The 14,078-nt window shown below is 56.2% G+C and carries 14 protein-coding genes; 5 read left to right on the top strand and 9 right to left on the bottom strand.

Annotated features, from left to right (window positions below):
- Window positions 1-67: 67 nt before the first annotated feature.
- Window positions 68-754 (bottom strand): tRNA/rRNA methyltransferase, encoded by a 687-nt coding sequence (locus tag ACOTZC_RS07830; protein WP_032660775.1) that lies wholly within the window; start codon window positions 752-754, stop codon window positions 68-70.
- Window positions 755-1,153: 399 nt separating this feature from the next.
- The gene (yjjY, locus tag ACOTZC_RS07825; RefSeq protein ID WP_085928893.1) at window positions 1,154-1,294 is read right to left on the bottom strand and encodes a protein YjjY; all 141 of its coding nucleotides are present in this window, start codon (window positions 1,292-1,294) and stop codon (window positions 1,154-1,156) included.
- Window positions 1,295-1,389: 95 nt separating this feature from the next.
- On the opposite strand from yjjY, the gene arcA reads away from it, so the two are divergent.
- Window positions 1,390-2,106 (top strand): two-component system response regulator ArcA, encoded by a 717-nt coding sequence (gene arcA / locus ACOTZC_RS07820; RefSeq protein ID WP_003856501.1) that lies wholly within the window; start codon window positions 1,390-1,392, stop codon window positions 2,104-2,106.
- Window positions 2,107-2,152: 46 nt separating this feature from the next.
- Here the strand turns inward: arcA and creA are convergent, their stop codons facing one another.
- On the bottom strand, window positions 2,153-2,626 hold the full coding sequence (creA, locus tag ACOTZC_RS07815; protein ID WP_032660778.1) for a protein CreA: 474 nt from the start codon (window positions 2,624-2,626) through the stop codon (window positions 2,153-2,155).
- Between the two features lie 211 nt (window positions 2,627-2,837).
- On the opposite strand from creA, the gene robA reads away from it, so the two are divergent.
- Entirely contained in the window at window positions 2,838-3,707 is an 870-nt protein-coding gene (gene robA, locus ACOTZC_RS07810; RefSeq protein WP_258756899.1) for an MDR efflux pump AcrAB transcriptional activator RobA, read from the top strand.
- Here the strand turns inward: robA and gpmB are convergent.
- The gene (gpmB, locus tag ACOTZC_RS07805; protein WP_023310332.1) at window positions 3,704-4,351 is read right to left on the bottom strand and encodes a 2,3-diphosphoglycerate-dependent phosphoglycerate mutase GpmB; all 648 of its coding nucleotides are present in this window, start codon (window positions 4,349-4,351) and stop codon (window positions 3,704-3,706) included. The two genes, robA and gpmB, sit on opposite strands and share 4 nt — an antisense overlap.
- Window positions 4,352-4,401: 50 nt before the next feature.
- Between gpmB and yjjX the strand changes: the two genes are divergently transcribed.
- On the top strand, window positions 4,402-4,917 hold the full coding sequence (gene yjjX, locus ACOTZC_RS07800; RefSeq protein ID WP_023310331.1) for an inosine/xanthosine triphosphatase: 516 nt from the start codon (window positions 4,402-4,404) through the stop codon (window positions 4,915-4,917).
- A gap of 27 nt (window positions 4,918-4,944) precedes the next feature.
- Here the strand turns inward: yjjX and trpR are convergent, their stop codons facing one another.
- Both trpR and sltY read right to left on the bottom strand, forming a co-directional pair.
- Window positions 4,945-5,274, bottom strand: a complete 330-nt coding sequence (gene trpR, locus ACOTZC_RS07795) for a trp operon repressor (RefSeq protein ID WP_023310330.1) — start codon at window positions 5,272-5,274, stop codon at window positions 4,945-4,947.
- A 55-nt stretch (window positions 5,275-5,329) separates the two neighbouring features.
- Window positions 5,330-7,267, bottom strand: a complete 1,938-nt coding sequence (gene sltY, locus ACOTZC_RS07790; protein WP_047173717.1) for a murein transglycosylase — start codon at window positions 7,265-7,267, stop codon at window positions 5,330-5,332.
- A 227-nt stretch (window positions 7,268-7,494) separates the two neighbouring features.
- Between sltY and ettA the strand changes: the two genes are divergently transcribed.
- Window positions 7,495-9,162 (top strand): energy-dependent translational throttle protein EttA, encoded by a 1,668-nt coding sequence (gene ettA, locus ACOTZC_RS07785; RefSeq protein WP_003856515.1) that lies wholly within the window; start codon window positions 7,495-7,497, stop codon window positions 9,160-9,162.
- 91 nt (window positions 9,163-9,253) lie between these two features.
- Here the strand turns inward: ettA and ACOTZC_RS07780 are convergent, their stop codons facing one another.
- The gene (locus ACOTZC_RS07780; RefSeq protein ID WP_045400935.1) at window positions 9,254-10,153 is read right to left on the bottom strand and encodes a LysR family transcriptional regulator; all 900 of its coding nucleotides are present in this window, start codon (window positions 10,151-10,153) and stop codon (window positions 9,254-9,256) included.
- A gap of 108 nt (window positions 10,154-10,261) precedes the next feature.
- On the opposite strand from ACOTZC_RS07780, the gene ACOTZC_RS07775 reads away from it, so the two are divergent.
- Window positions 10,262-11,263, top strand: coding sequence for a zinc-binding alcohol dehydrogenase family protein (locus ACOTZC_RS07775; RefSeq protein ID WP_047173718.1), 1,002 nt, complete (start codon window positions 10,262-10,264; stop codon window positions 11,261-11,263).
- Window positions 11,264-11,359: 96 nt separating this feature from the next.
- Here the strand turns inward: ACOTZC_RS07775 and nadR are convergent, their stop codons facing one another.
- Complete coding sequence (nadR, locus tag ACOTZC_RS07770) at window positions 11,360-12,592, bottom strand: multifunctional transcriptional regulator/nicotinamide-nucleotide adenylyltransferase/ribosylnicotinamide kinase NadR (RefSeq protein WP_006810194.1); 1,233 nt, start codon at window positions 12,590-12,592, stop codon at window positions 11,360-11,362.
- 37 nt (window positions 12,593-12,629) lie between these two features.
- A complete protein-coding gene (gene radA, locus ACOTZC_RS07765; RefSeq protein WP_023293325.1) occupies window positions 12,630-14,015 on the bottom strand; it encodes a DNA repair protein RadA in 1,386 nt (461 codons plus the stop codon).
- Between the last annotated feature and the right edge of the window lie 63 nt (window positions 14,016-14,078).

The following is a 14,078-nucleotide window of genomic DNA, read 5'->3' as shown; positions in this document are numbered from 1 at the left end:
CCGATTCACCCAGATGCAACCCATCAGGACAGACTTATTCTCCATAGTAAAAACTTATGACAGGATTTTACTCCGCTAATTTTTTTTCAATATCGTGCAGCAAACGGTGCAGCATTGCGGTGTCCCGCTGCTCAAGACGGCCCAAACGCTGCTGCAGCCAGTCAGCCATTTTCTGATCGTCCGCTACCCCCAGCTGAGACAACAGTTGCTCAACGCGAGCGCGCAGCGCAGCCAGCTGATTTTCATTTGCCCCTTCTGCCGGAGGTTGGGGGATTTGTATTAGGGAGGCTAATTGATAGCAGTAAACCATGACCGCCTGGCCTAAATTCAGGGAGGGATAATCGGCGACCATCGGCGCACCGGTAAGAACGTCCGCCAGCTCCAGCTCTTCGTTGGTTAATCCGGAATCTTCGCGACCAAACACCAGAGCGGCCTTCTCCAGCCACTGGCTTTTCTCGCTCAGCATCGGCACCAGCTCCGCTGGCGTGGCATAGTAATGGAACTTCGCACGGCTGCGCGCGGTGGTCGCAACGGTAAACGAAATGTCGTGCAGCGCATCAGCAAGCGTAGCGTAAGTGGTTATATTATCGAGGATATCGCCCGATCCGTGCGCTACCCAACGAGCCGCAGGCTCCAGGTGGGCAGTGCTGTCCACGATACGTAAATCTGTGAACCCCATGGTTTTCATGGCACGCGCGGCAGCGCCTATATTTTCGGCTCTGGCTGGGGCAACCAGTACAATCGACAGATGCATTTATGCTCTCTTTTTAATCAGTTAGCGGGTAAAAATGTGATGCACTTCAACATATTACGCAGCGCGAATTTACAAAATTGCAACACAAATCACCGAAATAGCGTTTCATAACAAATTAAAAACGCTAAACTATTCCTTGTCTGAACAATCAGTTAGAATGTTAACAGAACACTATTATCCCTATGTTTTATAATGATAATAGCAACATGAATACCCTATTCTGATTGGATTCGCTTCGTTTATAAATCAATGTCCGCAACTAGTTGGTTTATTGAAAAATTGTGACAAAGGCTAGCATTCCGCTACGATGATTTCATCAAACTGTTAACGTGCTAGAATTGAACTTGATATATGTCAACGAAGCGTAGTTTTATTGGGTGTCTGGTGTCACTTAGCCTGTTATGTTGCTGTTAAAATGGTTAGGATGACAGCCGTTTTTGACACTGTCGGGTCCAAAGGGAAAGTACCCAAGACCAAGCTAATGATGTTGTTGACGTTGATGGAAAGTGCATCAAGAACGCAATTACGTACTTTAGTCACGTTAAGCCGATCATGTTAATTTGCGACATGCATCAGGCAGGTCAGGGACTTTTGTACTTCCTGTTTCGATTTAGTTGGCAATTTAGGTAGCAAACATGCAGACCCCGCACATTCTTATCGTTGAAGACGAGTTGGTAACACGCAACACGTTAAAGAGCATTTTCGAAGCAGAAGGCTACGATGTCTTTGAAGCGACCGATGGCGCAGAGATGCATCAGATCCTTTCTGAAAATGATATCAACCTGGTGATCATGGATATTAACCTGCCGGGCAAAAACGGTCTTCTTCTGGCGCGCGAACTGCGCGAGCAGGCGAACGTCGCGTTAATGTTCCTGACGGGCCGTGATAACGAAGTTGATAAAATTCTTGGCCTGGAAATCGGTGCGGATGACTACATCACCAAGCCGTTCAATCCTCGCGAGTTAACCATTCGTGCACGCAACCTGCTGTCCCGCACCATGAACCTGGGTACGGTCAGCGAAGAGCGTCGTAGCGTAGACAGCTACAAATTCAACGGCTGGGAACTTGATATCAATAGCCGTTCGCTGATTAGCCCGAACGGTGAGCAGTATAAACTGCCGCGCAGTGAATTCCGCGCGATGCTGCACTTCTGCGAAAACCCGGGCAAAATTCAGTCCCGTGCAGAGTTGCTGAAGAAAATGACCGGCCGTGAGCTGAAACCGCACGACCGTACCGTAGACGTGACCATTCGTCGTATTCGTAAGCATTTCGAATCTACGCCAGATACGCCGGAAATCATCGCCACGATCCACGGCGAAGGGTATCGTTTCTGCGGCGATCTGCAGGAGTAATCCCGCAGTTAACGCATTAAAAAACGGCGCCTTTGCGCCGTTTTTTTTATTCCCGCCACGGCATAATCGGCACCGCGCTGATTGCGTTTTTCGGCGAGCCTTCCACCACTTTGTCAGAGTAGGCAAGGTACGCCAGGGTGTTGCGTTTGGCATCATAGAAACGCACCACCTGCAGTTTTTTGAATACCAGCGAAGTCCGTTTCTGGAATACAACGTCGCCCTGCGCTTTGCCGTTTTTAATTTTATCGCTCAACTCAACCGGCCCCACCTGCTGACAAGAAATCGCCGCATCGGAAGTATCTTCCGCCAGTCCCAGCCCGCCTTTGATACCGCCCGTTTTCGCGCGGCTGACGTAGCAGGTGACGTTTTTCACGTCCGGATCGTCAAACGCCTCCACCACGATTTTGTGGTCCGGGCCGAACATTTTGAACACGGTATCGACGGAGCCAATCTGTTCTGCCTGCGCCACGCGCCCGACCATCAGCATCAACGCGGTGAAGATCAAAGTCTTGTATTTCATATTGTTACCATTCTTTAAAATTACACTGAGCGATTATTCAACACTTTAGACAAAAATGTAGCAAGATCACAGGATTAGAATATATCTGCCTGTAATGTGCTCTAAAAAGCATGAATGCGCAAAAAAAACACTGAATGCTAAAACATCAAAAAATGCTATTATCCGATAACCTGTTATCAGGCACCTGCTGTTTTAAGGATGAGGATAGTATATGGATCAGGCTGGAATTATTCGCGACCTGCTCACCTGGCTGGAAGGTCATCTCGACCAGCCTTTGTCACTGGATAATGTGGCGGCTAAAGCAGGCTATTCCAAGTGGCATCTGCAAAGGATGTTCAAGGATGTCACCGGTCATGCTATCGGGGCCTATATTCGCGCACGTCGTTTATCAAAATCTGCGGTGGCTTTGCGCCTGACCGCGCGGCCGATTCTGGATATTGCCCTGCAATATCGTTTCGATTCGCAGCAGACCTTCACCCGCGCCTTTAAAAAACAGTTTTCGTTGACGCCAGCGCTGTATCGTCGCTCGCCTGACTGGAGCTCGTTTGGCATGCGTCCGCCGCTGCGTCTGGGCGAGTTCGCGATGCCGAAATATGAAATTGTCGCGCTGCCGGAAACCCATCTGATCGGCACGACGCAGAGCTACTCCTGTTCACTGGAGCAGATTTCTGAGTTCCGTCATCAGATGCGCGTCCAGTTCTGGCGCGACTTCCTGAGCCACGCACCGACGATCCCGCCAATCCTTTATGGCCTCAACGAAACGCACCCAAGCCAGGAAAAAGACGACGAGCAGGAGGTGTTCTACACCACCGCGCTGACGCCAGAGATGGCGAATGGGTATATTCAGGGTTCGAAGCCTGTCGTGCTGGAAGGCGGCGAATACGTGATGTTCACCTATGAAGGGCTGGGAACGGGGGTTCAGGAGTTTATCCTGACCGTTTACGGAACCTGCATGCCGATGCTGAATCTGAATCGCCGTAAAGGTCAGGACATTGAGCGCTACTACCCGGCGCAGGATGCCAAACCGGAAGAAGGCCCAATCAATCTGCGTATGGAATTCTTGATTCCGATACGTCGTTAACGCTGCAGTTCGTCAAGCGCAGGGGCATCAAGATGCGAAATGTCCCCTGCCATCTCCACTACCCAGCCCGACGCCAGCCACGCGCTTTCCTGATAATCAATCCGGGAAATGGAGCAGTTGCGCAGACGCAAACGGCGCTCAGCGTAAGCCGGTAACCCCAGAATCGTGCTCACCAGGCAACCCAACGCAATCCCGTGACTCACCAGCAGCGGACGGCTTCCCGCCGGCAACTTCAGGCATTCCGCCAGGGCGGCATGCATGCGTACGCTAAGCTCCTGCATGGATTCGCCTTCAGGAATTCGACCATCTTCGGTACCGTTCACCAGGGTGCGGCGCCAGCCCTCCTCCGCTTCCGTCAGCGTATCGATATGGCGTTTCTCCAGCACGCCCATATCCAGCTCGCGCAGGCGCGGCTCCAGCATGACGTCGCAGCCGCAGGCATCTGCGATGATGCGCGCCGTCTGCTGTGTGCGACCTAAATCGCTGGTAATCACGTGGGTAATGCCCAGCGTTCTGGCGCGTTCCGCCACCTGCCACGCTTGCTGCACCCCCTTCTCGGTGAGAGGACTGTCTGACTGGCCTTGAATACGTCGCTCGGCGTTCCACTGCGTTTCACCGTGGCGAACAAGGTATACCTGTAACATGCTTTTTTTCCGTTATACTGCGATGAGTTTTTTTTGAATCGAGCTTAATTATGCACCATGTTGTCTCTGCTACCACTAATCCTGCCAAAATTCAGGCAATTCTAAGGGCATTTGACGAGATCTTCGGCGCAGGATCCTGCCATATTGAGGCCATCGGCGTCGAGAGTGGCGTTCCTGAACAGCCGTTTGGCAGCGAGGAAACGCGCGCTGGCGCACGAAATCGCGTGGCAAACGCTAAGGCTGCCGCACCAGATGCTGACTTTTGGGTAGCGATTGAAGCAGGTATCGACGAAGGCGCAACCTTTAGCTGGGTTGTCATCGAAAGCCGCGAGCAGCGCGGTGAAGCGCGTTCGGCCACCCTGCCGCTGCCGGAAATCATTCTGGAAAAAGTCCGTGCGGGTGAAGCGCTCGGGCCAGTGATGTCGCAGTACACCGGCATCGATGAGATTGGCCGTAAAGAAGGGGCTATTGGCGTCTTTACCGCTGGCAAGCTGACGCGTTCAGGCGTTTACCACCAGGCCGTGATTCTGGCGTTAAGCCCGTTCCATAACGCGATTTATCGGTAAGTTTGTTGGCCGGATAAAGAAAAGCCGTCATCCGGCATTTTTCAGCAATACCGCTTCCAGCCACTGGCGCAGCTCAACCGGCGCCGACTTCAGGCTGTTCGAGCCGCGGGTGATCGTTGCAATGCCCGCGCCGAGCTCATTTTTCAGCTCGCGCTGGCTCATTTCTCCGCGCAGCAGCTCTTCAATGATGCGCACGCGCGTGCCAAGCGCCTCACGCTCGTCCGGCGTGAGCATCAGCTGCATCAGGGGTAAATGCAGATCCTGTTCGTAAGACTGACGCAGCAGCTCCACAAAACGAAGCCACTCCAGATGACGTTGTTCGGCCATTGCCGAGGAATACGGGGAATGCTGGGTCATGTTATGCTGCCTCTTGTACTCTTTAGCGAGTACAGCATAACACAACCCACGCCGATCAGTAACGCCTCTGCCACTCGGCATCGCTCATCAGGGTATCTTTCTGCCCCATGAAGTAGCGATAGTAAGCGTCATAGGCCAGCACGTTCTTCACGTAGCCGCGCGTTTCCGAGAACGGGATGCTCTCCACAAACGCTACCGCGTCGATGCGTCCGGCGCTGTTGCCGAGCCAGGTGCGCACGCGTCCTGGCCCCGCGTTATACGCCGCCGAAGAGAAGATGCGGTTATTGCCGAACTGCTGATACACGTACTGGAGATAGCTGGTACCGATATTGATGTTGGTATCCGGATCCAGAAGCTGCGACGGACTGCTGTACCCCGGAATATTAAACATCTTCACCGTGTGCGTCGCCGTGCCTGGCATAATCTGCATCAGGCCGCTGGCACCCACCGGGGAACGGACTTTCGGGTTCCACGCGCTCTCCTGACGGGCAATCGCCATCGCGTAGCTTTGCGGGATATCTTTGCCGCTGGTGTAGCGATCGAACAGGTCTTTGTAAGCCAGCGGGAAACGCTCTTCCAGATGATCCCAGAGCTTGCCGGCGATCGTCGCCTGCACGCTGAGATCCCACCAGTGATTATCAAACGCATAGCGGGCAAGCTGGGCTTTCTCATCGGTGGTGCGGCTGGTCACCAGATTCGCCCACTCGCTGCGCGCGGTGTTATCCATATTCCAGTACATCAGCTCGCGAACGCGCGCCATTTCTGGCCCCTGCGTCAGCGACGGGTTCGCGTTGGCAGGCGCTTTATCTATACGGAAGGTGTATTCCTCGCCCAGACGCTGCGCGGCAGCCATTGGGTAAAACCCGCGCTGCTGCATCAGCGTATGGAGGATATCTTTGGCTTCATCATCACGGCCGCGCTCCATCAGCAGATCGGCCTGCCAGTAGCGCCATTCGTCTTTCTCTTTGGCCTCCATTGGCAAACGCGCGAGCCAGGTATTGAGCCCGCGACGATCGCCCGTGCCCAGCGCCATGCGCACGCGGCGTTCCACCAGCGAGGTGGAGTTCGAACGCATAATCGCATCGTCACGCCAGCGCGCCTGTTCATCGGTCACATCGGTGCCCATCAGTCGCCACGCCACAATGTCGCGCAGCTCCTGGGTTTGCTCCTCATTGAGCTGCTGCGCCTGCACCAGCTGCGGGATCATCAGCCGCGCGTTTTCCACATCGTCACGCGCCACGCTGGCAAAGGCCACCGCCGCCATCTGGCGGGTAAAATCGGTCGCGCCCGTACTGCGGGCAAAGGTCAGCACGCTGTTGGGATCGTTTGCAAGCCCGATAACCGCGGTAGAGATCGTCTGGTAATCGGACGGCATCTGCCCCGCCAGCGTGGTCACCAGACGCGTGTTACCGGCTTTCATCGCCAGACGGATGCGCTCAAGGTAGGAGAGCGGATCCTGCTTGCCGGAAGCACGCCACGCGCTAAACAGGGAATCACAGGCGTTCGGCTGGTTTTTTCCGGTCAGCCAGAGCTCTTTCGCCCCGGCCCAGGCCTCTTCCTGCTGGCCGGTCGCCCATTTTGCGTAGTAATAGTTACACTGGGCTTCGGTGGCATTCGGCTTCTCAGGGCTAAACGCCAGCAGGCCGCGCCAGTCTTCGCGACGCGCCAGCTCATTCACAAAGCGAGACTGGAGATTTCGGGCAGGCGGCAGGGTCGGGTTCGCCTGAATGAAGTTATTCACGGTGACGGTAGGCTGGTTCATCAGGTCGTCCGTAATCTGGCGATACTCCAGATACGGATACAGCGGATAATCCTTTAGCGTCGGCATCAGTGCCTGCACGGTATCCATCTGCTTGTTGTCCCACGCCTGTTTAATCTGGGCGTAGCGGTTACGTTGTTCATCCAGTGAATCGGCATGCACCGCCTGGCTTACCGCCATTACGCATACGCTGGCAGCCAGCAGACGCCAGACCACCCGTTTGGCTTTTTCCACAAGCTCTTCCTCATTGTTTTTTCGTCAATTGCAGCGTCTTGCTACGTCAAAGTCTAATTAACTTATGCTAACCAGGCATCCTTCAACGCGCCACGTCATGGACACTTTTTTACCTTTCTTGCGCGTTTTAACACTCCCGACGTTCCTGGCTGGGATTAGGACGTGAAAAAGGCTACACTTCGAGGCTGAAATTCCTTCTCATTACGATAAAAGAGGCGAAGTCCAACGTGGCTCAATTCGTTTATACCATGCATCGTGTCGGCAAAGTTGTCCCGCCGAAACGTCATATTCTTAAAAATATCTCGCTGAGCTTCTTCCCGGGCGCAAAAATCGGTGTTCTGGGTCTCAACGGTGCCGGTAAGTCCACCCTGCTGCGCATCATGGCCGGCATTGATACAGACATCGAAGGTGAAGCCCGTCCGCAGCCTGGCATCAAGATTGGTTACCTGCCGCAGGAACCTCAGCTGAACCCGGAACACACCGTTCGCGAATCCGTTGAAGAAGCGGTATCCGAAGTGGTTAACGCGCTGAAAGGTCTGGACGAAGTGTATGCCAAATACGCCGAGCCGGATGCGGACTTCGACAAGCTGGCCGCACAGCAGGGCAAGTATGAAGAGATCATCCAGGCGCACGACGGTCACAATCTGAACGTGCAGCTGGAGCGCGCGGCTGATGCCCTGCGTCTGCCGGATTGGGATGCGAAAATCGCTAACCTCTCCGGTGGTGAACGCCGCCGCGTGGCGCTGTGCCGCCTGCTGCTGGAAAAACCAGACATGCTGCTGCTTGACGAACCGACTAACCACCTGGATGCAGAATCCGTGGCGTGGCTGGAGCGCTTCCTGCACGACTTCGAAGGTACAGTTGTGGCGATTACCCACGACCGTTACTTCCTCGACAATGTCGCTGGCTGGATCCTGGAGCTGGACCGCGGTGAAGGTATTCCGTGGGAAGGCAACTACTCTTCCTGGCTGGAGCAGAAAGATCAGCGTCTGGCGCAGGAAGCTTCACAGGAAGCGGCGCGTCGTAAGTCTATCGAGAAAGAGCTGGAGTGGGTTCGTCAGGGCGCGAAAGGCCGCCAGTCTAAGGGCAAAGCCCGTCTGGCACGCTTCGAAGAGCTGAACAACACCGAATACCAGAAACGTAACGAAACCAACGAACTGTTTATTCCACCTGGAGCACGTCTGGGGGATAAAGTGGTTGAAGTGACCAACCTGCGTAAGTCCTACGGCGACCGTGTGCTGATCGACGACCTGACCTTCTCCGTACCAAAAGGCGCTATCGTTGGCATCATCGGTCCGAACGGCGCGGGTAAATCTACCCTGTTCCGCATGATGTCCGGTCAGGAACAGCCTGACAGCGGCTCTATCACCCTGGGTGAGACCGTGAAGCTGGCCTCCGTTGACCAGTTCCGTGACGCGATGGACAACAGCAAAACCGTGTGGGAAGAAGTCTCCGGCGGTCTGGATATCATGCGTATCGGCAACACCGAGATGCCAAGCCGCGCCTACGTTGGCCGCTTTAACTTTAAAGGCACCGACCAGGGCAAACGCGTGGGCGAGCTGTCCGGCGGTGAGCGCGGTCGTCTGCACCTGGCGAAGCTGCTGCAGGTGGGCGGTAACGTCCTGCTGCTCGATGAACCAACCAACGACCTGGATATCGAAACCCTGCGCGCGCTGGAAAACGCCCTGCTGGAGTTCCCGGGCTGCGCGATGGTTATCTCGCACGACCGCTGGTTCCTGGACCGTATCGCGACCCACATCCTGGACTACCAGGACGAAGGTAAAGTGGAGTTCTTCGAAGGTAACTTCACCGAATACGAAGAGTACAAGAAACGCACGCTGGGCGCCGACGCGCTGGAGCCGAAGCGTATTAAGTACAAGCGTATCGCGAAATAAAAGCAAAACGGCAACCTCGGTTGCCGTTTTTTATGTTTGTACCCTCTCCCCGTGGGAGAGGGTCAGGGTGAGGGCATCAGGCCGCACAAATTCAGCCACCCACGTAATACCGCTTCACCTCGTCAAACTGCATCGCAAAGTCGATATAGCTCATCAGCGCGGGCGAGTTCAGCTTGCGGCTTGGATACGCCAGCCACAGATCGTTACCTTCAACATTCCACTCCGGCAGCACCTGAACCAGCGCACCTTTTTCAATTTTATCTTCCAGCAGAAATGCGGGTAAGAGCGTGATCCCCGCACCGGCAATCGCACACTCGCGGGCGTATACCAGATTATCGGTCATGTGCGCGTTATCCGGCAGGTAGCGGTAATCCTCGCTCTCGCTTCGCAGAAGCCACTCCGACCACGCCCTGTGCGTAATGCAGCGGTGCTCCACCAGCTGGCGGGGATGCGTCAGCGACTCCCGACGCGCCAGATAGTCCGGCGAAGCCAGCATATAACGCGGGCAGTGCCCGATCATCCGGCCAATCAGGGAGGAGTCCTGCGGCTTACCGGTGCGCAGCGCTACGTCAAAACCGGCCTCGACCAGATCCACCACGTCATCAGAAATTGACACATCCAGCGAAACGTCAGGATAGCGAAGCTGGAACTCGGCATTCATGTGCGCCAGCAGCGTCGCCCCTATCCCCGCCGGACAGGTGATCCGCAGCCGCCCGCTGGGGTTTTCGCGCAGGCGCTGAATGGCGTACTCTGCCCGCTCGCTGGCCGCCAGCATCTCACGACAGTGCACCAGATAGTGCTCGCCCGCAAACGTGAGGCTAATCCTGCGCGTGGTGCGGTTCAGCAGGCGGATACCCACCTGCTGCTCCAGCTGGCTAATTCGCTGACTAACGCTGGATTTCGGCAGTTCGGCTTTCTGCGCGGCAGCGGTAAAGCTGCCCATCTCCGCCACCAGCGCGAACAGCGCCATATCCTGCAGCTGTTTAAACATGATTGTTCACTCTGTACGAACGCTGAGTTCTTGATTGTCCATCTTATCACGCAGCTGGCCACTTTATAGACTAGCCTCAACAAAACGCATTCCATTGAGGAGCACACCATGTCTGTTAAAGCCATTGCCGTTAACCCAGAAAATCCGTCCACCTTCATTGAAATCACCCCGCCGATGCCGCAGCCCGGCGAGCACGATCTGCTGGTGGAGGTGAAGGCCGTCTCCGTTAACCCGGTCGATACCAAAGTCCATGCGGGTATTGCCAAAAACGGGCTGAATGAGCCGCGCATCCTCGGGTGGGATGCCAGCGGGATCGTCAAAGCCGTTGGGGGTGGCGTCACCGGATTCAAACCGGGGGATGAAGTGTGGTACGCGGGCGACATCACCCGCCCGGGCAGCAACACCACGCACCAGCTGATCGACGCGCGCATTGTCGGGCACAAGCCTGCCAGCCTCGGCTGGGCCGCGGCTGCCGCGTTGCCACTGACCGCCCTTACAGCCTGGGAAGGATTATTCGAGCGGCTGAACATTCAGGATGCCGGGGCGGATAAAACGCTGCTGATCATTGGCGGCGCGGGCGGAGTGGGATCGCTGGCGATCCCCTTTGCGAAGCACAACAGCAAGGTGAAGATCGTCGCAACCGCTTCACGAGAAGATTCCGCCCGGTGGTGTCGCGATCGCGGGGCTGACGTTGTCGTCAACTACCGCGACCTGAAAGGCGAGCTGGCGAAACACGGGCTCACCTTTGTGGATTACATCTTCATCCTCAACGACACCGACGGGCACTGGGATGCGGTCAGCGACCTGATTGCGCCTCAGGGGCATATCTGTTCCATCGTTGAGAATGAACGTCCGCTGAACCAGGACAAGCTGAAGTCCAAATCCGCCGCCCTGCACTGGGAATTTATGTACACCCGCAGCATGTATCAGACCGCGGATATGGCGCGTCAGGGTGAGATCCTCAATGAGGTGGCAAAGCTGGTGGATAACGGCGTGGTGGAAAGCTCACTGAGTGAAACGCTGCACGGGCTGAGCGTGGAGAGCATTACCGAGGCGCACCGTAAAGTGCTGGAGGGACATATGCGGGGTAAAGTGGTGGTTGAGTTCTGAGTGGCTTGATGCCCTCACCCCGGCCCTCTCCCACAGGGAGAGGGAGGTTAACGTCCACTCTCCCTGTGGGAGAGGGTTAGGGTGAGGGGTAAGTTTTTACCCCTGCTCCCCCATCATCTCCTTCACCAGCTCGACGCAGCGCAGGAAACGGGAGTCGTAGTCCGACTCCTCCACATGGACAAACTCAACGTTGTTTTCGTTGAGCATCTCCACCAGCATGGACTGGAACTCACGCCTGTCCACGGAGCTTCCGAGGCTGCGCATGCCGTCGGCCACCCATGGGGTGTTGTTTTCCAGCAGGATCACCAGGTCAAAGCGGTATTCGTCAATCAGCGCCTGCACGAACGGGTGCTCGCGACCTTCGTATTTTTTACAGAACGCCTGGGTGGTGACAAAATCGGTATCGATAAATGCCACCTTGTTGGCGTATTTGACCGCAAAATCAATGTACTGGGCATGACCGAGCGCGATTTTGTCGTAGTCGGAATACTGCAGCGCCATCTCGTCGCCGCCAAGGTGCGAGAAGACGTAATCGCGGCCGTACTCCCACGCGCTGGTGGTGTTGAAGATGTTCGCCAGCTTGTTGACCAGCGTTGATTTCCCGCTCGACTCGCCGCCCAGGATCGCGACGGTACGCACGAAGAACGGCTTCACCTCAGTCGGGATGTAATCCCAGTAGCGGAACGGGTTCTCGCGGATCTGCGCCCCGCTGATGTTCATAAAGGTACGTTTCGGGTCGATCAGCACCGTCTCGATACCCAGATGCTCGCGGAACTGCGGCGCGTCGGACTCTTCAGAGGTGTAGATCCAGTTAGGCGCAATGCCCTTCTCTTCCATAAACGCTTTGATGCCATTGCTCCACACGTCCCAGCCGTGCGGATACGGCTCCATGCCCTCTTCGTTAAAGGCATGAATACGAATATTTTTCTGATACTTAAAGGTCTGGAGCAGCCAGCGCAGGCGGTCCGGCACGGTCGGCTGCTGCGACATGGCGCTGTCTTCAAACAGCTGACGGTCACGGGTTTCGTCGTATCCCATGATGATATGCAGCTCGTCAACCTGGCTACAGGCGCGCTGGATCAGATAGATATGTCCGGTATGCAGGGGGTAAAACTTGCCGAACACCACGCCGATGTTCTTTTGCATACGCGGGAATTCCAGCCCCAGAAAGCGGTGCAGCGCTTCCAGCTTCTGCGCGCTGGGGCTTTTGATTTTGGCGTTCAGCAGCTGGCTCAGGTAGCCTTTGGTCATGCCGCTGGCATCCGCCACCTGCTGCAGCGTGCAGCCCTTCTGGCGGATTGCGGTCTTGATGTAGTCAAATGATGACATAAATTACGGTGCCTCCTGCAAAATCAAATTTACGTAATTATAAGTCGTCAAAGACATTTAACGCATCTGCGAGTTTTTTCACGCCAAATACCTGCATCCCTTCCGGGATCTTTTTCGGCACGTTGGCGGCGGGAACGATCGCCCGGCGGAAACCGTGTTTTGCCGCCTCGGAGATACGCTCCTGGCCGCTGGGTACCGGACGGATTTCCCCGGCGAGGCCCACTTCGCCGAATACCACCAGATCCTGCGGCAGCGGTCTGTCTCGCAGGCTGGAGACCATCGCCAGCAGCAGCGCCAGGTCTGCGCTGGTCTCCGTGACTTTGACGCCGCCGACCACGTTAACGAAGACGTCCTGATCCGCCATCTGCAGCCCGCCGTGACGGTGCAGCACCGCCAGCAGGATCGCCAGACGGTTCTGTTCCAGACCGACCGCCACGCGCCGCGGGTTGCCCATCATCGAGTGATCCACCAGCGCCTGAATTTCGACGAGCAGCGGGCGCGTCCCCTCCCACAGCACCATCACCGAACTGCCGGAGGTGATCTCATCGCCGCGGCTCAGGAAGATGGCCGACGGGTTGCTGACTTCGCGCAGCCCCTGTTCGGTCATGGCAAATACGCCTAGCTCATTCACCGCCCCAAAGCGGTTCTTGTGGCTGCGCAGGGTACGGAAGCGAGAATCCGCGTCGCCATCGAGCATTACGGAGCAGTCGATACAGTGTTCAAGCACCTTCGGCCCGGCCAGCGAGCCGTCTTTGGTCACGTGGCCGACCATCACAATCGCCACGCCGCGCGTTTTGGCAAAGCGCGTCAGGTAAGCCGCGGTTTCACGCACCTGCGCGACGCTGCCCGGCGAAGACTGAATGTCCGCCATGTGCATCACCTGGATGGAGTCGATCACCATCAGCTTCGGCTGCTCTTCTTCAGCGATCATGCAGATCTGCTCGATGCTGGTTTCGGAGAGCATGTTCAGGTTGCCGGTCGGCAGGCCCAGACGGTGCGCGCGCATCGCCACCTGCTGCAGTGACTCTTCGCCCGTGACGTACAGGGTTTTCATCTGTTCGGCGAGCTTGCAGAGCGTTTGCAGCAGCAGGGTCGATTTACCCGCGCCCGGGTTACCGCCGATCAGGATCGCGCTGCCCGGCACCACGCCGCCGCCGAGCACGCGGTCAAACTCTTTGAACCCGGTGGAGAAGCGCGGCAGCTCTTCGAGGCTGATGTCCGAAAGTTTTTGCACCTTCGCCACGCCCGCGTTACCGGCATAGCCGCTCAGGCGCTCATTACGCGCCACGCTCGGCGAAGCCGCCACACCACGCACTTCGGTGATGGTGTTCCAGGCATGACAGGCGCTGCATTGCCCCTGCCAGCGCGGATAATCCGCACCACATTCATTACAAACAAATGCGCGTTTTGGAGCTTTCGCCACGGTTTACCTCGTTATTTCTGTGCGGCCTGCGTGCCGGGCGGCGCTTACGCTTACCCGGCCTAC

The sequence above is a fragment of the Enterobacter cloacae complex sp. SHL009 genome (genome assembly GCF_049237205.1).
Lineage (GTDB): Bacteria > Pseudomonadota > Gammaproteobacteria > Enterobacterales > Enterobacteriaceae > Enterobacter > Enterobacter cloacae_M.
Note: the sequence above shows the minus strand (reverse complement) of the source record. Positions and strands in the feature narration are given on the sequence as shown.

Excerpts from the sequence above, each read along its gene's own strand:
- ACOTZC_RS07830 (WP_032660775.1), bottom strand. The coding sequence starts at position 754 with ATGCATCTGTCGATTGTACTGGTTGCCCCAGCCAGAGCCGAAAATATA.
- arcA (WP_003856501.1), top strand. The coding sequence starts at position 1,390 with ATGCAGACCCCGCACATTCTTATCGTTGAAGACGAGTTGGTAACACGC.
- creA (WP_032660778.1), bottom strand. The coding sequence starts at position 2,626 with ATGAAATACAAGACTTTGATCTTCACCGCGTTGATGCTGATGGTCGGG.
- robA (WP_258756899.1), top strand. The coding sequence starts at position 2,838 with ATGGATCAGGCTGGAATTATTCGCGACCTGCTCACCTGGCTGGAAGGT.
- gpmB (WP_023310332.1), bottom strand. The coding sequence starts at position 4,351 with ATGTTACAGGTATACCTTGTTCGCCACGGTGAAACGCAGTGGAACGCC.
- yjjX (WP_023310331.1), top strand. The coding sequence starts at position 4,402 with ATGCACCATGTTGTCTCTGCTACCACTAATCCTGCCAAAATTCAGGCA.
- trpR (WP_023310330.1), bottom strand. The coding sequence starts at position 5,274 with ATGACCCAGCATTCCCCGTATTCCTCGGCAATGGCCGAACAACGTCAT.
- ACOTZC_RS07780 (WP_045400935.1), bottom strand. The coding sequence starts at position 10,153 with ATGTTTAAACAGCTGCAGGATATGGCGCTGTTCGCGCTGGTGGCGGAG.
- ACOTZC_RS07775 (WP_047173718.1), top strand. The coding sequence starts at position 10,262 with ATGTCTGTTAAAGCCATTGCCGTTAACCCAGAAAATCCGTCCACCTTC.
- nadR (WP_006810194.1), bottom strand. The coding sequence starts at position 12,592 with ATGTCATCATTTGACTACATCAAGACCGCAATCCGCCAGAAGGGCTGC.